The 22,408-nt window shown below is 36.4% G+C and carries 19 protein-coding genes and 1 riboswitch; of the genes, 4 read left to right on the top strand and 15 right to left on the bottom strand.

Annotation, left to right across the window (positions count from 1 at the left end; all coding sequences use genetic code 11):
- The first annotated feature begins 456 nt into the window (after nucleotides 1-456).
- On the top strand, nucleotides 457-1,413 hold the full coding sequence (locus AA0X95_RS15060; protein WP_413299153.1) for an endonuclease/exonuclease/phosphatase family protein: 957 nt from the start codon (nucleotides 457-459) through the stop codon (nucleotides 1,411-1,413).
- Between the two features lie 586 nt (nucleotides 1,414-1,999).
- On the opposite strand, the gene AA0X95_RS15055 is transcribed toward AA0X95_RS15060, so the two are convergent.
- The 3 genes from AA0X95_RS15055 to AA0X95_RS15045 form a co-directional block, all read right to left on the bottom strand.
- The gene (locus AA0X95_RS15055; protein ID WP_413299151.1) at nucleotides 2,000-2,767 is read right to left on the bottom strand and encodes a cobalamin-binding protein; all 768 of its coding nucleotides are present in this window, start codon (nucleotides 2,765-2,767) and stop codon (nucleotides 2,000-2,002) included.
- A 166-nt stretch (nucleotides 2,768-2,933) separates the two neighbouring features.
- Nucleotides 2,934-3,392 carry a branched-chain amino acid aminotransferase gene (locus tag AA0X95_RS15050; RefSeq protein ID WP_413299149.1) on the bottom strand — a complete coding sequence of 153 codons (459 nt, stop codon included), beginning with the start codon at nucleotides 3,390-3,392 and terminating at the stop codon, nucleotides 2,934-2,936.
- A gap of 123 nt (nucleotides 3,393-3,515) precedes the next feature.
- Nucleotides 3,516-5,060 (bottom strand): DHA2 family efflux MFS transporter permease subunit, encoded by a 1,545-nt coding sequence (locus tag AA0X95_RS15045; RefSeq protein ID WP_413299147.1) that lies wholly within the window; start codon nucleotides 5,058-5,060, stop codon nucleotides 3,516-3,518.
- A gap of 185 nt (nucleotides 5,061-5,245) precedes the next feature.
- Between AA0X95_RS15045 and AA0X95_RS15040 the strand changes: the two genes are divergently transcribed.
- Nucleotides 5,246-6,145: a TetR/AcrR family transcriptional regulator gene (locus AA0X95_RS15040; RefSeq protein ID WP_413299145.1), complete on the top strand. Its 900-nt coding sequence runs from the start codon at nucleotides 5,246-5,248 to the stop codon at nucleotides 6,143-6,145.
- Nucleotides 6,146-6,211: 66 nt separating this feature from the next.
- Here AA0X95_RS15040 and AA0X95_RS15035 read toward each other — a convergent pair whose 3' ends face one another.
- From AA0X95_RS15035 to AA0X95_RS15025, 3 genes are all read right to left on the bottom strand, one after another.
- Nucleotides 6,212-6,598, bottom strand: a complete 387-nt coding sequence (locus AA0X95_RS15035) for a hypothetical protein (RefSeq protein WP_413299143.1) — start codon at nucleotides 6,596-6,598, stop codon at nucleotides 6,212-6,214.
- 142 nt (nucleotides 6,599-6,740) lie between these two features.
- Complete coding sequence (locus AA0X95_RS15030; protein ID WP_413299141.1) at nucleotides 6,741-7,226, bottom strand: PaaI family thioesterase; 486 nt, start codon at nucleotides 7,224-7,226, stop codon at nucleotides 6,741-6,743.
- Between the two features lie 14 nt (nucleotides 7,227-7,240).
- Complete coding sequence (locus AA0X95_RS15025) at nucleotides 7,241-8,395, bottom strand: lactate 2-monooxygenase (protein WP_413299139.1); 1,155 nt, start codon at nucleotides 8,393-8,395, stop codon at nucleotides 7,241-7,243.
- A gap of 184 nt (nucleotides 8,396-8,579) precedes the next feature.
- Between AA0X95_RS15025 and pepF the strand changes: the two genes are divergently transcribed.
- The gene (gene pepF / locus AA0X95_RS15020; RefSeq protein WP_413299137.1) at nucleotides 8,580-10,394 is read left to right on the top strand and encodes an oligoendopeptidase F; all 1,815 of its coding nucleotides are present in this window, start codon (nucleotides 8,580-8,582) and stop codon (nucleotides 10,392-10,394) included.
- Between the two features lie 46 nt (nucleotides 10,395-10,440).
- Here pepF and AA0X95_RS15015 read toward each other — a convergent pair whose 3' ends face one another.
- The 8 genes from AA0X95_RS15015 to AA0X95_RS14980 form a co-directional block, all read right to left on the bottom strand.
- The gene (locus AA0X95_RS15015) at nucleotides 10,441-10,905 is read right to left on the bottom strand and encodes a flavodoxin domain-containing protein (protein WP_413299135.1); all 465 of its coding nucleotides are present in this window, start codon (nucleotides 10,903-10,905) and stop codon (nucleotides 10,441-10,443) included.
- Nucleotides 10,902-11,948, bottom strand: coding sequence for a ribonucleotide-diphosphate reductase subunit beta (locus AA0X95_RS15010; protein ID WP_413299133.1), 1,047 nt, complete (start codon nucleotides 11,946-11,948; stop codon nucleotides 10,902-10,904). Before AA0X95_RS15010 ends, AA0X95_RS15015 begins: the two co-directional genes overlap by 4 nt.
- A 15-nt stretch (nucleotides 11,949-11,963) precedes the next feature.
- Nucleotides 11,964-14,252, bottom strand: a complete 2,289-nt coding sequence (locus AA0X95_RS15005) for a ribonucleoside-diphosphate reductase subunit alpha (RefSeq protein ID WP_413299131.1) — start codon at nucleotides 14,250-14,252, stop codon at nucleotides 11,964-11,966.
- 130 nt (nucleotides 14,253-14,382) lie between these two features.
- Nucleotides 14,383-14,582: riboswitch (cobalamin riboswitch) on the bottom strand.
- Between the two features lie 103 nt (nucleotides 14,583-14,685).
- Complete coding sequence (locus AA0X95_RS15000; RefSeq protein ID WP_413299129.1) at nucleotides 14,686-15,087, bottom strand: acyl-CoA thioesterase; 402 nt, start codon at nucleotides 15,085-15,087, stop codon at nucleotides 14,686-14,688.
- A gap of 24 nt (nucleotides 15,088-15,111) precedes the next feature.
- Nucleotides 15,112-16,287, bottom strand: a complete 1,176-nt coding sequence (locus AA0X95_RS14995; protein WP_413299127.1) for an iron-containing alcohol dehydrogenase — start codon at nucleotides 16,285-16,287, stop codon at nucleotides 15,112-15,114.
- A gap of 128 nt (nucleotides 16,288-16,415) precedes the next feature.
- Nucleotides 16,416-18,164: a bifunctional metallophosphatase/5'-nucleotidase gene (locus AA0X95_RS14990; RefSeq protein WP_413299125.1), complete on the bottom strand. Its 1,749-nt coding sequence runs from the start codon at nucleotides 18,162-18,164 to the stop codon at nucleotides 16,416-16,418.
- A gap of 155 nt (nucleotides 18,165-18,319) precedes the next feature.
- The gene (locus AA0X95_RS14985; protein WP_413299123.1) at nucleotides 18,320-19,339 is read right to left on the bottom strand and encodes an alpha/beta fold hydrolase; all 1,020 of its coding nucleotides are present in this window, start codon (nucleotides 19,337-19,339) and stop codon (nucleotides 18,320-18,322) included.
- 80 nt (nucleotides 19,340-19,419) lie between these two features.
- A complete protein-coding gene (locus AA0X95_RS14980) occupies nucleotides 19,420-20,418 on the bottom strand; it encodes a VanW family protein (protein WP_413299121.1) in 999 nt (332 codons plus the stop codon).
- 284 nt (nucleotides 20,419-20,702) lie between these two features.
- Here AA0X95_RS14980 and AA0X95_RS14975 point away from each other — a divergent pair, with 284 nt between their 5' ends.
- Complete coding sequence (locus AA0X95_RS14975; RefSeq protein WP_413299119.1) at nucleotides 20,703-21,119, top strand: hypothetical protein; 417 nt, start codon at nucleotides 20,703-20,705, stop codon at nucleotides 21,117-21,119.
- A 117-nt stretch (nucleotides 21,120-21,236) separates the two neighbouring features.
- On the opposite strand, the gene AA0X95_RS14970 is transcribed toward AA0X95_RS14975, so the two are convergent.
- Complete coding sequence (locus AA0X95_RS14970) at nucleotides 21,237-22,223, bottom strand: proline dehydrogenase family protein (RefSeq protein ID WP_413299117.1); 987 nt, start codon at nucleotides 22,221-22,223, stop codon at nucleotides 21,237-21,239.
- Nucleotides 22,224-22,408 lie beyond the last annotated feature (185 nt).

Raw genomic sequence — 22,408 nt, 5'->3', positions numbered from 1 at the left:
CATTTTTATTTACTGGATTTTTACATTAACATAGGGGGTTTTGAAAGCTGAACTAAAAAATGATGAATCAAGGGCCTTATTAGAAAATAACCAAATCATTTCCAAAACTGCATAATCCAAAAGGCTGGCTAAAAGAAATTTCTGTTTTTGCTTTATTAGCCTGTCAACATCCTTTCACAGTGCTAGTCAATTTAAAAACTGGATTAAATAGATTAAATATTTTTCAATGTTTAGATTCCTATATTCCCTCAAAAACCTCATTTACTTGTGATACGGTTCACCGCAGTATATCAAAATGAGGTTAGTTTTAGGCGAGTTTATACCACAATTGATTAACTTTTTTTAAAGATAGATGATTATTAAATAATTATTCATATTCTGAACAATTAGCCGTTACATATCTATTTCATTCTTCATCTATTAGTAGCATGCTAGAAGATTGGAGGTGAATTTTACATGAGTAACAAGGATGATATTGAACTTTCATTTTTAACTTGGAATATTTATTTTGGCTTTGACCCAACTCCATTGGCGGGCGGATTTAATCCAGTGGCGGTAACACAAGTGTTTCGTCAATTTCTTGCAACTAATTTTCCTGTTCGTGCCAAAGCACTTGCCAGAGCGATTGCATCAAAAAAACCAGCATTTATCGGCTTGCAGGAAGTGGAACTGATTACACTGACCATCCCAACATTTGGTACTGTCACATATGATTTTATTGAAATACTACTGGAGGAGTTAGAAAATAGAGGATTACACTATAAAGTAGCAGCAAAGAATAAAAATCGAGATTTGCAAGGTATACCGGACAGCAATGGCAATACAATTGGTATCATAGACTTTGATGTCATATTGATTCAAAAGGATCATGATTTTCGAATTATTAATAAACAAGAAGAGAATTTCACTGCAACCTTTATGGGAATTCCTCGCGGATGGTCTGCTATTGATGTAAAATTGGACGGGCAGGTCTTTAGAATGATTAACACCCATTTGGAACCACTTAATCAAGGTGTCAGGGAAGCCCAAGCATTGGAGTTAATTAATGGTCCTGCCAATACGAATCTGCCTGTAATCATTACGGGAGATTTGAATTCAACTCCTAATAGCGATGTCATTCAGTTCTTTATAATGGCAGGATTTCATGATGCTTGGAGCGAAGTTGGTGAGGGCAATGGATTTACGTGTTGTCAGGGGGCAGATCTATTGAACGCAGTTTCTACCTTAAATTTTAGAATTGATTATATTTTATTTAAAAATGGATGGGACCCAATTAAAGCTGAACTAGTAGGAGAATCCCAGAATGATAGAACCAATACAGGCCTTTGGCCATCCGATCACGCTGGAGTATGGGCAAAGTTAGAACTAGATGACCACCATCACCATCACCATCATGAGGAAAGTTGTGATTAAAACTGTAAACTATATTTGATTAAACAGTTCAGACCGTCTCTTACATGAAAGAGACGGTCTTTTTTGGGACAAGGTTTACTTCCCATTTCTTATAATTTTTAACAGTCAGTATCTTATAAAACCTCATTTACTTATGGTATGGTTCACCGTAATACATTTAAAAGAGGTTCTCTTGGATTTTTAAAATTATACTTACTCCCCTTAAAAAAAGATAACTTGTCCTTTTTTAAGTAACCAGCAAAAGTAAAATAAGGGGAGATTTTCCGGTTAAATGCAAAATGAAGCTCATTTCGGGGGTGAATAAGGGGAGTTTTTCCGCTTATGCAAAAAAAAATCTCCCGTTTTCGAATTTTTTGAATCAATAGGCGGAATTTCTCCCTCTATTTAAGCCTTTTTTTATAAAAATTTTTAAATAAGCAGAATTTTTCCGTCTATTTATCGGCTCGGGTGCTTAACCTGATCGCCCAACCGATAAGTGCGGGCTCTCTTAATCCTAGATGCGGGAATCAGCAGCTACGTCAATTCTTGTGTCTTTTAATAACAAAGCACTCTAAAACGGAACCCTTTGCATGTAAAGCAAAGGCTCTTATTTTTGAATCAATCCGATTAACTTTTCTAAACCATCAAGTAGTCTTGGTGAAGGTCTACAATAAAGTTCTTCTTCTAAAATAAGAATGCGCTCATCATTAAGATGCTTCAATTTTTCAAATCCTGGACGTTTTTTGATGATACTTTTTTGGACTTTATCCCTTCTAACCCCCACCCAAACAAGACAAATATAATCTGGTTGTCGTCTCAACACGTCTTCCCAATCTGTTTGGACACTTGCGAATTCTACATCTTGAAATATATTGACTGCACCTGCTAATTCTGAAATTTCAGTAAGCCAATTTAGCTTTCCTGGCGTAAAAACCGGTTTCGGCCACCATTCCCAATATAGCTTGAGTGCACGATGATTATTCGTACCTATCTGTTTTACCTTTGCGACTCTAGTACGAAACCGTTCGGCAGCTCGCATGCCTCGTTCCGGATATCCCAGCACCTCTGCAGTAGTAATAAGGTCTTGTTCTATATCCGATAGCGATTGTGGATTCAAGATAATGTGAGGAATCCCACGTTCCTTTAATTGATTAACATTCTTCTCCATTCCTGGGACACTTAAAGAAGCTAGAACCATGTCAGGGTTTAATTTTTCTACTAGATTCATATTTATCGATAAATCTGGCCCCAATTTTGGAAGACTGGCAATAGACTCAGGCCAATCAGAAAAATCATCCACCCCGACCAATAAATGTGTCAGACCTAAATATTCTATAATTTCTGTGTTACTCGGGCATAAGGAAATAACTCGCACTGTTCACCCTCCAGCTTAATTCTTTTTATATTGAAAGTTTATTCACAATACTACCGTATCCTAATAATAAATTAAGCTTGAAAACTTATCATTATGACATACTAATAAATATTCTAGTGGGGTAATTACAAATGATAAAAACCAGCTAAAATAGCTGGTTAGTTTTTTAACTTTTTCCTACTTTTACTGATTGCACTAAATTATTTAGGAATTTATAAATAACTTGAAACGCTTCAATTAGTGTCATTTCTTCTTTAAAACCTTCGACATAATTCAAAGCAAAGTTCAAATTCCATAGGCCATCGTCTTGACTAAACATCAAATCAAATTTGGCTTCATTACCATGTAAATTTGTATTTAGGTATTCCTTTAAAGTTTTATCGAATTTTTTTTGAAGCTTTAGCCCTAACATCACGTCATAGTTTCCAAAAACATCATCAACCTCTAACGAAACCGCCTCTACTCCAATCCCTTCAAACCAATTTGACTCTAAATAGATAAACTCATTTTTATTCTTATTCAAGTAATTGAGTGGTTGAGTTAAAAATGTCCCTGTTTCATTCTTAATCATATTTTCTGTTTCTTTATCACAACGTTCAATATAAGCATCTGAAAAATTCACCATACAAGCATCCTCCTAAAATAACTTCCATTACTAATATTGAGTATTTTCCCCTAAAAAGCAAATATAGGATAGTCTAAATACGAAAAAAAGTGCCATGCACTTTTGTGCTTGGCACTTCAATCCTTAATTTTCAGCTAGTTTTGCAGTTACTTTATTGCCTGCTGGCTTGGCTTCTCCTGGGTCTTCTGCTTGTTTTGCACGTTTAATGAAAAGTGCAAGGACTAAAGCAAGACCAGCGATAAAGACACTTACGTAGAACGCATCATTTATCCCTTCAAGCATAGCTTTCATTTGGATGTCGTGTTGCATTTTTAATTTCATCGCCTCTGTAATCGCTGTTGTCGGAGGATTGCTGAGCATCTTGGCTTTGGCTGCAGCAACAAGTTCCGTTGCATGTGTTTTCGCACGGGTTGTCATTACTGTTACCAATAAAGCCGTACCAATGGCACCTGATACTTGTTGCATCGTATTATTCATCGCTGTACCATGTGGATAAAATCTTGCCGGCAACTGGTTTAAACCATTGGTTGTAACCGGCATATTCACCATTGACATACCAAACATACGCAAAGTGTATAAAAATATTAAGTGTTTATAAGACATATCAAGAGTTAAATTACTAAGAAGATAACTTGTGATCACTGTAATCGATAAACCAATGATAGCCAGTAGACGTCCGCCAAACTTATCAAATAATTTACCAGTAATCGGCATCATAATAGCCATTACGATTGCTCCAGGTAACAACAATAATCCAGCATCTATCGGCGATATTCCTCGAATCGTTTGAACATAAATTGGCAAAAGAAGCATCCCTGAAAACATTGCCATGGTAACAACCATAGAAATCGCTGATGATAAAGCGAACATTGGATATTTGTAAATCCTAAAATTAAGCAGTGGTCGTTCTTGGTTTAAATTACGTAAAATAAATGTTACCAATGCAATAACACCAATTGCAAGGGTGCCGTATACCTTTGGACTATCCCATCCGTCTTTACCTGCAGAACTAAATCCGTATAATAATCCACCAAACCCTACGCTAGATAAGATAACAGATAAGAAATCAAGTTTGATATCAACTTTTCCTTTTTTATCTTTAAGTAAGAAAAAGCCAATTAAAACAACAACAATCGCGATTGGTGTAATAAAATGGAAAAGCATTCTCCAATCATAGTGTTCAATAATCCAGCCTGATAATGTCGGTCCAATAGCTGGTGCAAACATTAATACTAATCCAAATACGCCCATCGCCATTCCACGTTTTTCAACTGGAAAGCTCGTTAACATTACATTCATTAATAAAGGCATCATAATGGCAGACCCAGCAGCCTGAGTCATCCGACCGGTTAATAATAACGGAAAGGCATGTGCAAATCCTGCTAAAACGGTCCCGAGTGTAAATAAAATCATCGCTGCTAAGAAAAGTTGACGAACAGAGAATTTTTGAATTAAAAATGCTGATAATGGAATAAGAATTCCATTTACTAACATAAATCCTGTTGTTAGCCATTGAACAGTCGAAGCTTCGATTTCTAAGTCCTTCATTATGGACGGTAGTGCGATATTAAGTAATGTGTTATTTAAAAATGCAATAAATGCTCCAATCATTAAGATGGCAATAATCCCGTATGGAGGACGTTTAGCCTCAGCTTTAGATTGATCCATTGAATTTCCCCCTATAAACTTTTAGTTCAATTTTTTATACCCCTGTTTCACACTTACATAATAATATACTGTGAGTTCAATTTTTGCAATTAAAAATATCTACAAATTTATGGGTTTGTAAAGACACTAGAAATAATGTACTATATTTTTATACAGTCAGTACAAATCCATATTAAGGTGATTATATGTACAATCGGAAACAAAATGTTATTCATTCTGCCCATCAATTATTTATTGAAAAGGGTTTTCAAGCTACATCTATTCAAGACATTTTAGATTATAGCCGTATTTCAAAGGGTACATTTTATAATTATTTTTCTTCAAAGAATGAATTATTAATCGGAATCTACAAATCCATTTACAAAAAGCTAGAGAAAGACAAAAATGACTTGCTTGTTGGTCAAGACCCGTCAGATATTGAGATTTTTATAAAACAAATTGAATTACAAATGATAACAAATAGAAAAAATAAGTTAATTGCTTTATTTGAAGAGGTTATGGCCTCGAATGATAATGACCTAAAACAATTTATTCTACGAAGTCGCTTAAATTCTCTTCACTGGTACTATAAGCGTTTGGTTGAAATCTTTGGCGAGGACAAAAGACCTTATTTGTTAGATTGCGCCATAATGTTTCAAGGAATTCTCCAAATAAATGTACATTACAATCGAATGGCGTATGAAACGGGAGAAAAAGTCAGTCAAGTAGTACGTTATAGTGTTAGCCGCCTTGTGAAAATGGTGGAAGATGTAGTTGAATCCAATGATCAATTGCTTCAGCCAGAACTGATTGAAAAATGGCTTCCAGGCTGTCAAAAAAATGACCAAGGATTTAAAACTCAACTTCTCCAACAATCGGTTATTTTAAGAAAAACGATTGCAAAGCATATCTCTAATGAAGCAGAACAAGCTAAATTTATTGAACTGCTAGATTTTATTATTGATGAACTATTACATTCAAGTGTACCCCGCAAATTTATTACTGAAAGTGCTCTTTACACTATTAAAGAGAATACTTATCTGGCTAAAGAAATTCAACCGCTGGAAAAGTTGGTTAAAGACTACTTTAGTCAGAATGAGGATTGATACGAACGAAAACCCCTATTCTAAAAAGATTAGGGGTTTTAATTTGTTGTTTATGTATTAGTTCTTTTACTGGAAAAAAGCTTTCTGAATCTCCCAGATAAAATAGTGTTTTGAGTATTGGCGTACTTCCACAACAGCATCCTCACCATTTTTGGTAAATATTAGGCCTGAACCCATTTGTTCTCGAAATGACCATCCTTTTGATTTCATAAACTCCTCCACAACTAAGTAGCCATCATTTCCCTTGCTTTCAGACAAGAACCTGCTTCTTTTTTCTGTTTTCGAGAACTGAACATATTCAGTCTTATAAAATTGAAGTTTGATTGCAGACACAAGGATAGGAAGTGGATTTCCTTCTTGATATATTGCCGATCCAAATGTACTCATTACCAAACCGGAACCAATGGCAAACACAATCACTAAGGAAAGGACTATGATTTTCATCTTCCCCATCAGTTAACCTCCCGTTCAAACAGTTCCTACTATATTTGACGGCTGGTGGTCTTTTTTTGTTTCAAAAGAAAACATTTCATTTTGATGACAATAAAACAAGAAACTAACCCCTTAGTATTTGAGTTAGTCTCTAGGAATAAGATTATTCTTTCTGTAAAAACGAACTAGGCATGACGACCGCAACCACCTCACCACGAGCACAGAGTGAATCATTGGCATAAACCTCTGTTTCAACTTTATATTTCTTTGGGTGAATTTCGTGAACAGTTCCAATAGCTTTCAGTGGTACGCCATGTGGAGTCGGCTTAATAAAATTTACATTAAGTGAAGCAGTGACAAAGCGAGGTGGCGCTGCTCCTTCCCCCGGTTCATGACCCTTCTTTCGATGAAGGAACAACGATGCTGATCCCGTACCATGACAATCTATTAACGAAGCAACAATTCCCCCATATACAAATCCTGGAAGAGCTAGATGTCTTGCCTCTGGGCTAAAGATAGTTACTGTCTTCTCCCCTTGCCAACAAGTACGAAAATGATGACCTTCTTCATTTAACCTGCCACAGCCATAACACCAGGAAAAATCATCTGGGTACTCATCCTGTATAGCTACTACTAAATTCTCTTCCACGGTTTCTCCCCCAATTATTTTATATTTTTCAATAAATTCCGATTTAACTCGCTTACTGAACGTTTCCCTGATAAAGCTAGGGTTAAGTCAAGGTCTGCAATCAGGTTACGGAGAACCTGTTTTACTCCTTCTTCTCCCGCTAAAGCTAATCCATACATATAAGGGCGCCCTACAAGTACAGCTTTTGCCCCTAATGCAAGGGCTTTAATGATATCAGAGCCCCTTCTAATCCCACTATCCATTAATACAGGTATTTCATCTTTTACAACGTCCACAATTTCTGATAGTGCTTCAATAGCGGTAATGGCTCCGTCCACCTGCCTGCCACCATGATTGCTGACAATAATTCCGTCCACACCATGCTCTAGTGCCAACTTAGCATCGTCAGGATGTAAAATTCCTTTTAACAAAATTGGCAGTGAGGTTTGACCCTTAATAAATTCTAGGTCTTTCCAAGTTAATGAGGGATTTCCGAATACTTTGGCCCAAAGCATAATCGCAGAACTCATGTCCTCTTTTGGAGACCGATCTAATCGTGAACAAAAAACAGGATCTTCCAAATAGTTTCCAATACCTTTTGCCTCTAGAAATGGTAAATATGCATGTTCAATATCTTTTTCGCGCCATGCCATCATTGGAGTATCAAGTGTAATAACGATGGCACCATATCCCGCCGCCTCTGCTCTTTTCACCATACTTGCAGCAATTTCCCTGTCGCTACTCCAATACAACTGAAACCATCTATCCCCTTCACCCATTTCAGCAGAAATTTTTTCAATACTATATGTAGAAGCAGTACTTGCTACGAGCGGGACACCCATGTCAGCTGCGGCCCGTGCTGTTGCTAGCTCACCTTCAGGATGAACAATCGATTGAACTCCTATAGGTGCGAGCAATAAAGGATACTGAAGTTTTTTGCCAAACAGCTCGATACTTAGATCTCTTGATGCTGTATCACATAACATGCGTGGGATAATATGCCACTTTTCAAATGACTTATTATTGTTCCTTGCTGTTACTTCAGCACCAGCAGATGCGGCAACATAGTAATAGGGTTTTGCCTCAAGTTGCTCTTTAGCCTTTGCCTCTAACTCTTCATATGAAACTGGAATAATATTATTCTCCATTTGTTGATAAACTTTAAATTGGACTTGATTGCCAAAACCCATCGCAGTATCCCTCCTTAACAGTAAGCGTTTACATTAACATGATATCATTCAAAAAAATAAATGGTCAACAAATAGTCACTTTACTAAGAAAACCCATTAAAGAGTATGTGGTTTATATTTGACTTAATTTTCTAATAATATATGATAAATTTAATAGCTCGAAAGAATGTTAGGAGGAGACTGAATGGAAAAAATAGTGGAGAAACGGTTAACCCGCTCAGAAGTACCCGAAGAATTGACATGGAATCTGGATGACTTATTCCCTTCAGAACAGTCATGGGAAGAGGAACTTGTAACTATTGACCAAGAAATCAACAAGTTTAATCAATATAAGGGGACTTTACATACAGGGTCAAAAGCATTATTAGACTGCTTATGTGCGCAGGAACAGCTTTCCATGAAAATTATTAAAGCTTGGACATATGTGAACCTCAAACAATCCGCAGATGGAACTGATCCAGTTAATCAGGCAAACTCAGCAAAATTTTCTGCATTACGAACAAAAAGTATCGCTGCTTTATCGTTCATTCATTCTGAAATTCTTGCCCTTGAGGATGGAGTTGTCGAAAAATACATTCAAGCGGAGCCTGGTCTCGAGACCTTCCAAAAAAATTTAATGGACCTTCTTGAAACAAAGAAACATAGACTTTCTCCTGAAACAGAGGAAGCCCTCGCTGCTTTAGATGAACTTCAAGGAGCCCCCTATCAAATCTACCAAATGACTAAATTGGCGGATATGGATTTTTCTCCGATACAAGATGAAAGTGGTCAAGAGTTGCCTGTTTCATTTGCTTTATTTGAGAGCCGCTATGAATTCTCAGCAAATACAGAGGTTCGACGAAAGGCCTATTACTCTTTCGTTGAAACTTTAAAAAAATACACAAATACAATGGCTGCAACCTATGCTACAGAAGTGAAGAAGCAAGTCACACTTGCACGATTACGGAATTACGAATCCGTTACCCATATGTTGCTTGAGCCCCAGCAAGTAACATTGGAGATGTATAATAACCAAATAGACATTATATATAAAGAACTTTCCCCACATATGAGGAGATTTGCCCGATTAAAACAAAAAGTTCTAGGTCTAGAGCAAATGCTTTTTTGTGATTTGAAAGCACCACTTGACCCAGACTTCGACCCAAAAACTACTTATGAAGAGGCAAACCAACTCATATTGGATTCTTTAAAGATAATGGGTCCAGAATATTCTGAAATCATAGAAAGAGGGTTTAAAGAAAGATGGGTTGACTTAGCAGATAATGTTGGAAAATCCACAGGAGCTTTTTGCTCCAGCCCTTATGGGTCTCATCCATATATCCTAATTACTTGGCAGGATAATATGCGTGGATGCTTTACCTTAACACATGAATTTGGACATGCAGGACATTTCTTTTTAGCCAATAAAAATCAACGGATAATGAATGTACGGCCTTCCATGTATTTTGTAGAAGCACCATCCACCATGAACGAAATGCTATTAGGCCAGTATTTACTCAATAAATATAAAGATAAACAAATGCGCCGTTGGGTTGTTCTTCAACTGCTAGGAACCTATTATCATAATTTTGTCACCCATTTACTTGAAGCGGAATATCAACGGAGGGTCTACGCTCTTGCAGAAGATGGCAAAGCACTAACAGCTAATACATTAACAGAACTAACCAAATCTGTTCTTACAGAGTTTTGGGGAGATACGGTTGTAATAGATGAAGGAGCGTGTTTGACTTGGATGCGCCAACCACACTATTACATGGGATTATATCCGTACACTTATTCTGCAGGGTTAACTGCATCAACTGCTGTTGCCCAAATGATCCAAGAAGAAGGTCAGCCAGCTGTTGATAGATGGCTAGAGGTATTACGTGCAGGTGGAACAATGAAGCCACTTGAGTTATTAAAACATGCTGGAATTGATATGTCTACGCCAGAACCTATCAGTAAAGCTGTAGCTTTTGTAGGTTCATTGATTGATGAATTAGAAGAATCATTTAAATAGTTATTAAAGAAGAGGGGCTTCAATTGCCCCTCTTCTTGTTTCCCTTTTAACTCTTAATTTTTAGATTGTTTTTATAAAGTAGAAATTTTCCCAAAACAATTTCAACAAACCGTATACAGCGACTCAAGTCATTCTTTTGAGGTGACACCTCAATTTTAAGTGTAACAGCTAAATGAGTGTGATTATAAAGCATATTTTTAAATTCATCCACAGCCCCACAAAAATTGGGATAGCCACTGTCCCCTGTCCCAACAACGGCAGTAACAATATTTTTCACGTCTTGCGTTTCAAAAGCATGAAAAATGCCCATCATTTCTTGTGGTATATTTCCATTTCCCCAAGTATAGGTTCCAATCACAATAGCTTCAAAGTTACTTAAATCATTGATTTGAAATTGCTCAATTCTAAAAAGTTTAACAACAACTTTCTTCCTATTGAATAACTCTTGAATCAAATGAACTAATTCTTCTGTATTCCCCGTTTTGGAAGAATACACGATAGCTATTTTCATATTTCATCAAATCCATTGGATTGTGTAACCTTTGCATAGGTCCTTGATTTCTGCTCGAAAAAATCGGACTTTGTTTCATTCATCATTTCATCACTGAAAACATGAATCCACGGCATTGGATTGCTTCTGTCCACGTAGAGATTTTGCAAACCAAGCTGACGTAAACGTTTATTAGCAAGATATTCGGTGTACTCCTCATACTGATTTATATTAATTCCATCTATCTCTTGGAAAATCACACGAGCCCATTCTTTTTCTAGCTCAACAGCCTGGCCAACTGCCTGATAAATATAGTCAATGTTGGAATCATTATTTAGTTCTGGATTCTCTGTTAAAAGGATGCGTAAAAACTGGGCCATAAAATAAGCATGTTGCATTTCATCACGTTGAATATAACTAATCATTGTGCTTGTCTTTAACATTTTTTGCTGTCCGGCAAGATAATAGAAAAAAGCAAAGCCTGCATAAAAATAAATACCCTCTAGATTGATAGAATTTACACCTAATTTAAATAGATTTTGCGGAGTAGGATTTTCCCTAAAACATTCATAAGAATATAATATGAGTTGATTTCTTCTTTGCACTATTGGATCACTTTTTGCTTGATTGAATCGGTCATTTTGCTCACTTAAAGGTACAAGAGAACTTAGAATATAGGAATATGATTCATTATGAACCGCCTCCTGCTGTGCAATCACCGCAAATATGGCTTTCATACTTGAATCTGACACATAATCCATCACTTGGCACATCGTTGGTGTTTGCAGGCTGTCCAATGAGGCTAGTTGTGTATTAATACGCAGAAAAACATCTTTCTCTGTTAAACTAAGTTGGTCCCATTGCTTAATATCATCTTGCATATTAATTTCTTGCGCTTTCCAAAAATTAGATAATAATGTTTGATACAAATCGTACATTTGTGGGTACGCAATATCATTCCAGTTAAGCAATCCTGAAGACTGCCCATTAATTATTGCTGTCGTTTTATTCGGAAACTTCGGATTTAGTAGTTTAATTTTTAATAAAGGTGAATGAATTTCCATGAAGTTCTCCTCCCATTAACTATGGCACGCCTCGCATTCTTCTATTTCAGCTTGTGTCGTGCTTCTTACATAATAAGTTGTCTTCAGCCCCTGCTTCCAAGATTCCAAATGAAGATTTAATAAATCTTTCGCTTTTATGTCATGTCGAACATATAGGTTAAAACTAATTGCCTGATCAATATGACGTCCTCGAGCAGCGTTCTGTTTTATACTCCAAACTTGATCAATATCATGCCTTGCACGACGATAATAATTGTAGGTGTGATGGTTTAGGTCAGGTGCTGTCACTTTAAATTTAAAATTCTTCTTCTCTTCAGCGTATTCCACCGAATAGATAGGATCAATTCCATCTGTTGAACCACCAATTTTTGCTGTTGAAGAGTTTGGTGCAATAGCCATAAGCCACCCATTTCGAAGACCATGAATAGCTACCTTCCTCTTTAAATCATTCCACCTATCTGTCTGGTAATTTCTACGTGTAAAATAGTCACCTGTTTGCCACTCAGAACCGCTAAACTGACTATACAACCCTTTCTCTTTTGCTAATTCCATTGAAGACCGAATGGTGTAAAAAGCAATGTCTTCATATAATACATCTGCAAAATGAACGGCCGCATCGGATTCCCATTGAATTCCCTTTAGTGCAAGAAGATGGTGCCAACCAAACGTTCCAAGGCCAACGGCTCTAAACTTTTTATTCGTAATCTGTGCCTGTCCCACTGAGATTGTATTTAAGTCAATGACATTATCCAACATTCTAACTTGTATACTTATTAATCTTTCTAGGATGTTCGCCGGTATAGCTCTTGCTAGATTAATAGAAGACAAATTACACACAACAAAATCACCTGGTTTACGTATCATTACGATGTTTCCCTCTTCGTCCTGATATTCGTTAAAAATCGTTGTAGGTGACATATTTTGCGTAATTTCGGTACATAAGTTACTGCAATAGATAGAAGTACGCCCCTTACCTAAAAGATGTTTATTCGGATTTCTCCTGTTCACTTCGTCACGGTAAAACATGTACGGAGTTCCTGTTTCTAGTTGTGAAACCATAATTCGTGCCATAATATCCATAGCTCGATATGTTTTACGGGGAAGAAGTGGGTTACTTACCGCCTCCTCATATTTCTCGGAAAAATATTTATGATCACTTTCATCATAAAAATCTTCCAATCCAAGAAGATTTCCATTTTCATCTTTCCAGCCCATGATCTGTTTTACCTGATGCGGACAAAACGTATGCCATTCTCCAATACTTTTACCAATATCATTTTTTTCTTCAAGTTTTTGCATAAATAAGTCCGGAATAGTAACCCCGGTAAAAATATCATGAGCTTTCCGTCGCTCATCTCCATTATTTGTTTTTAAGTCAAGGAATCCATTCATAATATCTTTATGAAAAATATCCAAATATACAGCAATGGCTCCCTGCCGCTGACCTAACTGATCAACACTAACAGCTGTATCGTTTACTAACTTGATCCATGGGACAACACCGGAAGAGTTTCCTCTAAATTTCTTAATATCGGAACCTAAAGCACGAACTTTACCATAATAGATTCCAATTCCCCCACCATCTTTACTCAACCTGGCAATATCCCAATTATTTAAATAAATGCTATCAAGTGAATCATCAACCGTATCAATAAAACATGAGGAGAGCTGACCAAAGCTTTTTCCTGTATTCGCTAAGGTAGGAGTTGCAACTGTCATATATAAGTTGCTTAAAGCCCAATATGCCTCTTTTACTAGACTTAAGCGAATGGAGTTCTTTTCGTACTGCATAAGCGTCATAGCAATAATCATGAAACGCTCTTGAGGAAGTTCATAGACGTTCCGTTCATAATCACGTGCAAGGTAACGATCTGCAAATAGGAATAATCCTATGTAATTAAACAAGTGGTCCTTATCTTGACTGATCTCTTTTGCTAAACTATGTATTTCATCTTTACTATATAGGGTTAGTAAGTCACTAGAATAAATTCCTATATCCGTTAGTTTCTTAATGAGTTCATAAAATTCTCCATATTTTTTCGTGGATTCATATCCCCGATTTTTTGCTGCTTCATAATATAATTCATCCAAATACAAGCTAGCTGCCATGAATGTCCAATCGGGTTGATCTAATGCTATTTGGTTAACTGCATAAAATAGCGCTTGCTTTTTAACGTCTAAGTCTGTTCCTCCCAACTGTTTTATATGCTTTTTAAAATCAGAGGCATCAATGTTAAATTTCTGTTCAGCTTGATTAATAGTTTCCAAAACAGAAGCAAGCTCTTCTTGTACCATAATGGTCATAGTTTTTCCTCCAAAATAAAAAAATCCGCTCAAGGTGAATTGAGCGGATGAAACGATAACAATACGGAAGACGAAAAAATTTCAGGTGTCTCCTGTCGCCACCGTTTCATCTTCTCAATCCCCGAAGAAGTTGAAACATCTTAAGAAAGACAGGTCTCCTGACTTATGCTTCTCCCTACTATGAGCCCTTCCCGTATAAGCGCCTAATCAATTAAACTCTCTTATACAGTGGTTTTCCCATTTCGTCAGCATTTACAGTTGCGGGGGCAGTTCTGGTATTTCACCAGATTCCCTATTAAGCCTAACGGCATCTCTTCTCAAGGCAAACACAATATATGGTTTTTAATAACAAAAACATAACAACATCTTGTATAAAGCGGTTAAAATAAATACTAGTATATATTCCATAAAATATCAAGCATCTTTTTCTATATCATTCACTCCGTTGATATAGGTTCAGTTCTAGTTCTCTTCTAATCTCTTGAGGTATTGTTTCAGATTGTTGTGTTTTGAGATTAAAGTTTACATAAGTGGCTGTTCCTTTTACACAAATTCTTCCTTCCTGATGGATTTCCTCATAAAGCTGTAAACTGGAATTTCCTATCCTTTTAACCCATGTAAAAACTTCTACATCCTTTCCAAAATATATTTGTTTTAAATAATCCACGTTCATATTGAGAATAATCATTTTCCAATTTTCAAAGGAAGAGTCAGGGGTAAATAATTTGAAAATTTCGTTTCTAGCTGCTTCAAACCAAATTGGTATGGTTGTATTATTGATATGACCCACCCCGTCCGTCTCAGAAACACGAGGTTCAATGACTTTTTTATACATAAAGGCTTCCCCCTTCTCCATAAGTTAGTTATCTTTTGTTATAACTCCTTCATAAGCCTTGACGTAAATTTGCTCAATTGCTTCAATAGTAAACTCTTTTGGGCTCCTATTTAATAGCCTTTTCTGTTTAAACCCATTCTCAGCCAACCGTTTAACATCCTTCCGTTGGATGTTATACGCACTTAGTGTTGTAGGCAGACCGACATCTTGCACTAAGTCTAGTAAGCAATGAACCACTTCCTGCGCGATTTCCTTTTCACTTTTCCCCTTGCTCGTTATCGAAAATAGGTCAGCGACAATCATGATTTTTTCCAAACAAGCCGGCCAAATATAATCATAGACGTAAGGTAATAAAACAGCATTTGATTCCCCATGAGGTATTTTATATAAGCCACCAAGGGGGTAAGCTAGACCATGAACCCCAGCCACACCTGCATTAAAAAAACTTAATCCCGCCAATAAACTGGCTAATGACATTTGTTCTCTTGCTAACCTATCTTGACCGTTCTCTACTGCCGTACGAATACTATCAATTATCTTTCTCATTGCTTCTAGTGCTAAAATATCGGTTAGTGGAGTGGCGTTTTTTGAAGTATAAGCCTCTAAGGCGTGTGTGAAGGCATCAATGCCGCTTGCAGCTGTTACTCTTGGTGGTAATGTGTAAGTTAACGATGCATCGACAATTGCATAATCAGCCAACAAATATTCGTGAGTGATAACATCTTTGGTTTCCTCTAAAGAAAAAACAGCGATATCTGTAACCTCTGCACCCGTTCCAGATGTCGTCGGAATTAAAACCTTTTGTAGCCCCTTTTTTGAAAGCTTTTTCGTTCCGCTTAAATTTAAATAGTCCTCTACACAGCCTTCGTTTTCTACAAGGACGGCAGCAGCCTTTGCTAAATCCAGCGCACTCCCTCCGCCTACACCAATAACTAAACAAGGATTGTATTTTCTAATTTCACTTACCACTTGATTCCCCACCACTATTGGAGGCTCCGGCACAACATTAGTATCTAATTGAAATTCAATATTTAGCTCTTCCAAGATGGTCAGAATGGGTTGAATCACACCTAAGTCCTTTACAATAGGGTCAGATAATAAATAAACTCTTTTAGCTTGTAAATCCTTTAGTATATCTTTTAATTTTGTTAATGACCCTGCCCCATGGTAAATTTTCTTTGGCGAAATAAATTGCTCCAAATTTCTCCCTCCCAAATAAAAAAACGAAATTGTTTATATGGATTATTCTAAATCTTCTTTCTATTTAAATCAAAGTTCAACTAATGAAAAAGGACGACTCTTAAACAGAAGAGCCATCCTTTATTGTATTATTGTACCTTCTGTATCCTATTTTGAAGTGGATAGGAAAACGATTTTGGCTGTGCAGTAATGTAATTAACTAGCGCATCTAGATCAACAGGACCCACTTCTTTATTTTGGGCTTTAGTGAATACAGTAAAACCATCTCCACCACCAGATAAAAAGATGTTTGCAGTTACCGTATACAACTTAGCTGTGTTAAGTTCTGTACCATCCGAAAGCTTAACACTAACTACCCTGTTTCCAACAGGTTTATTAGGGTCCCATGAATATGTTAAACCCGAAATTTGCAATATCGCAGTTCTTGTACCCCACTGCTGGTTAAGCAAGTCACGAATTTGCTGCCCGGTCATTGTCATTTTAACCAATTCATTATTAAAAGGCTGTACCGTATATACCTCACCCCAAGTAATATCACCCGGATCAATGTCAGCTCGTATACCTCCAGGATTCATAAAGGCGAAATCTGTATTCATCGCCTTTCTTTGTGCATCGGCAATGAAATCCCCAAGAACAGATTCACCATTGTCATTTTGCTTTGCTGTTAAATTTTCTGATGTAGATCCAACTACCCGGTTAACAATTGGCTCCACCTTGGCTTCATAGCCTTCAAGCATTTTCTTAATTTCTGAATCTGGCTCTATCCCTTCTTGAAAGGTTGTGACGATCTCTGCCCGCTTGGAAACAATATCCTTCGTTTTCGGATCAATTTCAATATCAACGTCTGAAAAAGCCGTCCCATATGAATAAGACTGAACCACCAGTTTATTATCAATTGTTGCATTCATATAGGCATGATTATGACCGCCAAATATAATATCTACTTCATCGTCTACTCGATTGGCAATATCTACAAGCTGGCCGTTAGGGTTTTCTCCATTTGGGCCAGATGTACCTGGATTATGGGCCAAAACAACAATCGATTTTACTCCTTGTTTTTTCAGTTCAGCAACATTACGGTTAATCGCTTCTACCTCATCGGTGAATTTTAAGCCCGCTACACCACTTGGAACAACGACAGTAGGTGTCTCAGTTGTTACCACTCCGATGAAACCAATGGGCATTCCATTTACCTTCATCACGTGATAGGGAGGTAAAATGGTTTTTCCTGTTTTTTCATTGATTACATTTGCTACTATCCATGGAAATGTGGAACCAGCAAAATTCCCAGTTTTTGGATGGGAGCCACCATTAATTAGACGAAGGAGTTCATTTAAACCTTCATCAAATTCGTGATTTCCAACAGTTCCAATATCGAATCCAAGTTTATTAAGTAGCTCAATGGTTGGTTCATCTTGTAAAAGTGCTGATACTGGTGGACTTGCTCCAACCATATCTCCATCCTGAACAAGAAGTGTGTTTTTATTCTCTGCTTCTCTTTGTTTTAGATAAGCAGCTAAATAGTCAATGCGTCCTGCAGGCTTACCATTTACTTTACGAGTAACATTTAACTGACCATGTAAATCATTGATACCTAAAAGTTGAACTTGAACAAGCCGGTTGTCGGCTGCAGGCGGCTTTACCTTTTTAGGATTTTTGGCTTCAGGCCGGTCAGATTGATGTCCATGATATTCTTCGGATAGGCCTTGATCCCCTTGAGGATTTTGCCTTGCCACTTGAAGTTCATCATTTTTTGTTTTGTTTACACTATAATGATTCTGATCATCTACTACTCGTGAAAAAGCTTGATGCTGTCCTGTCCACCCAAATAAGGCAAGAATTACTGAGTACATGAATATCCTATAAAACCATTTCATATATTACCTCCTATTTTTTGCTAAAAGATCCAAATGTATTTTTTGCTTGAAAAAGGTGGAATATGCATTTACTCAATAAATTCGGACGTCAAAAAAAACCACGTATAAGTATGCACGTGGTCTCCTATTGGCTCATTGCTATCCCCTTCCAAACATTAGGCTTGGGCAAAATCAATAATATATTTTTCTATCTTTCTAGCATCCTCGGGATGAAACATATGCGATGAGTTTTCATACCAAACCATATCTTTTCCAAGTGGTGCCTCTAGATTATTAAAAAAAGTTTCCACCGGTTTCCCTTCTACATGGACATCTTTTGTACCATGTAAAAATGCAATTCGAGTTTCTACTTTTTTCAGTTGATTTAAATTTATTTTTGCAAAATCCTCGATTAATTCTTGGGTGTATGTAAGATTATAGGCACTATAAAAGGAATGGAAAATATCCATTAAGGAATACTCAGAACTAGTAAAAAATTGTTTTATCCCTCCAATCATACCTGGATGTTTTACCGTATCACTTTTATATACCATAGAATTATATTTAATTAGAGGTCGGCGAAATTCGGTCCATTGTTTTACTTTAAGATAGGGAGGTTGACCTAATTCATACAGTTTCTTCAAAGTCTTTTGATCATTGGCTTGTTTTGCTTTATTTACAACCCAGTCATAACAGAGTTTATCATTATTTGTCCAATTTAAAATTTGTGAAATCCCTATATAACCATGAAGTTTTTCCGGATATTTTAAGGTCATATTTAATCCAATAATGGACCCCCAAGAATGGGCGGCCAAATAGATCTTTTCTTGATTAAAACGGCTTCTGAGTACATCTACTAATTCATTGCAATCAGTAATGTATTGCTCGACTCTCATAGATTCAGCCGGTGTATTCTTATCATAAGATTTTCCTGCACCTCGTTGATCATAAAAAACAACAACAAAGTGTTTAACGAGTTCTTTAGTCGTAGTTGACACGGCATAATCTTGACCTCGAGATACTACACCTGGAACAGGCATACATGGTCCTCCATGAATAAAAAGCAGAACTGGTTTTGTAGGATTTTCTGCCTGAATTAGTACGGTCTGTTCCACTCCGCCCAATCTTATTTTCTCAACAGAATCCATCCCCGAAGTTGCGATTCTGAACTCTCTTTTCTTAAAAAGCAACACCATAATTTACCACCTTTCTTTAATGCTATTATACAATAAAAGGTGACAAGCAAACGCTGTGCTGTCACCTTTTTTGTTCTTTTTTATCTCTTTGCTATGAGGTTTTGATAAGTAGCTGATGTTCTAACTTCCACAGTTAATGTACCTTTGCCATAAATTGCTTTAATTAAAAAAGGATATCCCGTTGTATTCTTGAATTGAAAATCCGGGCCTCCATATGACACTGTCGCATCACGACCGGCTGGAACATAACCAACTGATAAGGAGTGGTGATGCTTTTCTACATAGTTTACTGCTAATAAATCCACCGCATTAAATAACGTGGAAGAAGTCTGGCAAATTCCCCCACCAATCCCATCTACCATTTTTTTATTTACAATTTCTTTTGCCTTTTGATATCCGTGTGCAGCATCACTAGGTCCAACCGTAGTATTAAAGGAAAAAATATCTTGGGATCCAACAATGATATTGTTGATAGCTTGTGCTGATAACTCGATATTCTTTGATCGCCCCACCACTGCACTATTAAATTTTGTAGTAAATTTTCCTATTACAACTTCTCCTAAATGAGCGATATCCTCGGGCTTATAGCCACTTTCAGTAACGTACAAGGGTAGATCAATGTCTCCGCCTACAAGCGATGCGGCCATAACCTTTTCTACTAATTCCGATTCCTCCAGTATCACTTTCGGTTTTCCTTTAATGATTTGCCCATTAACATCAATTTTATCAAGTACCATTCGCTGGTCATACCCCGTTGATGTTTCAGTTCCTCTCGCCAAATCTTTAGCCCATTTCTCAATTTCCTTTTGGTAGATCTCTTTGTTGTTTTCAAACCCCATATCTTTCGGAATAAAGCTCTTGATAATTGTTTTCGTATTCGGGTCAATGACATTAACAACAATTTGCTTAGGTTCCTCTACCTTCGGTGGTTCTTCTTTCGGCTGTTTTTCGGATTGCTTTTGAGGTTGTATTACCTTTTTCTCCTGTGCCACCTCTTTTGTTGTTCCCTCTGTACACCCCGTCAATCCTATTAGACTACTAATGACAAAAATAGAAATAGCCCAATTTCGTTTGCTCATTGCCCCAACTACTCCTCTTATTGATTATTCAGTGGTGTTCTAATCCCATTTTATTGATCACTTTGGGAATCAATCCCATTCACCCATTTTATTCACCACGGCATGTCCTTATTACTGTGGTTATATCGACACAAACCGATTGCTTTTCCGGCACCCATAATAAAGTATGATATAATAAGAATAGAAGGGATTAGAATGAGTGTTTTTTTTACAAGAAGGTTTATAATTCAACCACCATTCTTAATTCATTGCGCTAGAAAAATAATTGGAAAAAGGTGCTATACATGGAAGGTTCGATTGAAACCGTTTATTTCTTAGAAAATCCTGAGAGGAATATGATTAAATTTGCAACTGGAAAACAGCTACGTTATGAGGATGTAATAAAAGAGGTTTTTGGGGTTGCGAGTATCAATGATTTACACATGATGATTCAGTTTAATAAAGGTTTTCAAACAAGTATTTGTAATTGTCATGGAATCAGTGAGAAAAGTATTACTTTAGATCGAATAATTCGGATTGCATCTAAAACAGATTTACTTCGTTTCAAGCAACTAATATTGGACCAAATGACTACTGGAGAAGAGGAGTCAAACGTAAATTCGTCCACCTGCCCCTTCGATTTTAGAATAAAGCTCCAAGAAGGTATATTCCAATGGGATGATACCGATTTTTCCTATAATGCTGTAAAACCTGGTGCCTAACCTTTGTGATTGTAATAACCACAAAGGCTAGGTGCCTTTTTAAATACATAAGGGAGGCAAATTTTCCCCTGTAATAAAAAATCCTCTCATCTATTTGATGGGAGGATTTTGTCTGTATTATTTTCTTTTTTTCTTGGTTTGCTTGTTGGTCATTTTACCTAATAAAAATGCACCTGCAGCTACACCAATAATTGTATTTGTTTTTTTGTTGAATACTTGTTTAGCAACAAGATTTAAGTTTTGCGGCCGTTCAGCTAGACGTCTCATGAAATATCCATACCAGTCATTACCAAAAGGTACATATGTGCAGAAATTATAACCTTCACTCGCCAACTTTAATTGAAGTTCTTTTCTAAACCCATATAACATTTGGAATTCGAACTTGTCATTTGGAATATTATTCTTTTTAACAAAATCCTTTAAATAGTTAATTATTTTATGGTCATGTGTAGCAATTGATGTAAATTTTCCATTCAATAAATGCCATTCAGATATTTTAATAAAATTTGCATCAATATCTTTTTTATCTTGGAAAGCAATTTCTGGTGATTCTTTATATGCACCTTTTACAATTCGGATACGATAATTTTTATATTTTTCAAGATATTCTTGTGCTTGATGGAAATAGGACTGAATAACTGTTCCAACGTTATCGTACTCAAGAGAAAGATCATCAAGTAAATCAAATGTAGGACTTAAATGACTATAATCCTCCATATCAATATTTACAAAGATACCATAACGGTTTGCTAAATCAACAATTTCTCTTAAGTTATTTAAACAGAAAGAATATTCTATATCTAAGCCCAATTGAGTAGGTTTTAAAGAGATATGCGCATCCACTTTATGCTCATGAATAGCTTCAATTACATTTAGGATTTGTTCTTTTGCAGCATTAGCTTCTTCTTCTTTAAAAACGAATTCTCCTAAATTATCTACTGTACAAGAAATTCCTTGTGAGTTCAGCTCTTTTATACTTTTAATAACTTCTTCTATATTTGTTCCTGCAACGACACTTTGTGCCCCCATTTTCAAACCATATTTTTTAGCAGCACTATTTAGAAATTGGTTTTGAGATAAACTCATAAAAATATCTTTCAACATAGCGATTACTCCTTGCAGTGATTTTTATATCATTATTATAGCATACGCTTTCAATAAAATTTATTTTGCGAATATTCCAACTTAATGTCGAAGAAATTGGTTGATATATAGGTTCAATTTTATAATTTCCCACAAGGAAAGCTCATCTCTATTAAAGAAATGAGCTCACTTTTAATATGTTCGAT

It is taken from the genome of Neobacillus phoenicis, assembly GCF_047302305.1.
Taxonomy (GTDB): Bacteria; Bacillota; Bacilli; order Bacillales; family Cytobacillaceae; genus Neobacillus.
This window is presented reverse-complemented; position numbering and strand designations above follow the sequence as displayed.

Bases quoted from the DNA above. Each gene is read 5' to 3' on its own strand.
- AA0X95_RS15015 (WP_413299135.1), bottom strand. From the start codon at position 10,905: ATGAAAATAGCTATCGTGTATTCTTCCAAAACGGGGAATACAGAAGAA.
- AA0X95_RS15050 (WP_413299149.1), bottom strand. From the start codon at position 3,392: ATGGTGAATTTTTCAGATGCTTATATTGAACGTTGTGATAAAGAAACA.
- AA0X95_RS15025 (WP_413299139.1), bottom strand. From the start codon at position 8,395: ATGGGTTTTGGCAATCAAGTCCAATTTAAAGTTTATCAACAAATGGAG.
- AA0X95_RS15000 (WP_413299129.1), bottom strand. From the start codon at position 15,087: ATGTATAAAAAAGTCATTGAACCTCGTGTTTCTGAGACGGACGGGGTG.
- AA0X95_RS14975 (WP_413299119.1), top strand. From the start codon at position 20,703: ATGGAAGGTTCGATTGAAACCGTTTATTTCTTAGAAAATCCTGAGAGG.
- AA0X95_RS15010 (WP_413299133.1), bottom strand. From the start codon at position 11,948: ATGGAAATTCATTCACCTTTATTAAAAATTAAACTACTAAATCCGAAG.
- AA0X95_RS15035 (WP_413299143.1), bottom strand. From the start codon at position 6,598: ATGGGGAAGATGAAAATCATAGTCCTTTCCTTAGTGATTGTGTTTGCC.
- AA0X95_RS14980 (WP_413299121.1), bottom strand. From the start codon at position 20,418: ATGAGCAAACGAAATTGGGCTATTTCTATTTTTGTCATTAGTAGTCTA.
- pepF (WP_413299137.1), top strand. From the start codon at position 8,580: ATGGAAAAAATAGTGGAGAAACGGTTAACCCGCTCAGAAGTACCCGAA.
- AA0X95_RS15040 (WP_413299145.1), top strand. From the start codon at position 5,246: ATGTACAATCGGAAACAAAATGTTATTCATTCTGCCCATCAATTATTT.
- AA0X95_RS14985 (WP_413299123.1), bottom strand. From the start codon at position 19,339: ATGGTGTTGCTTTTTAAGAAAAGAGAGTTCAGAATCGCAACTTCGGGG.
- AA0X95_RS15005 (WP_413299131.1), bottom strand. From the start codon at position 14,252: ATGACCATTATGGTACAAGAAGAGCTTGCTTCTGTTTTGGAAACTATT.
- AA0X95_RS15060 (WP_413299153.1), top strand. From the start codon at position 457: ATGAGTAACAAGGATGATATTGAACTTTCATTTTTAACTTGGAATATT.
- AA0X95_RS14990 (WP_413299125.1), bottom strand. From the start codon at position 18,164: ATGAAATGGTTTTATAGGATATTCATGTACTCAGTAATTCTTGCCTTA.
- AA0X95_RS15045 (WP_413299147.1), bottom strand. From the start codon at position 5,060: ATGGATCAATCTAAAGCTGAGGCTAAACGTCCTCCATACGGGATTATT.
- AA0X95_RS14970 (WP_413299117.1), bottom strand. From the start codon at position 22,223: ATGTTGAAAGATATTTTTATGAGTTTATCTCAAAACCAATTTCTAAAT.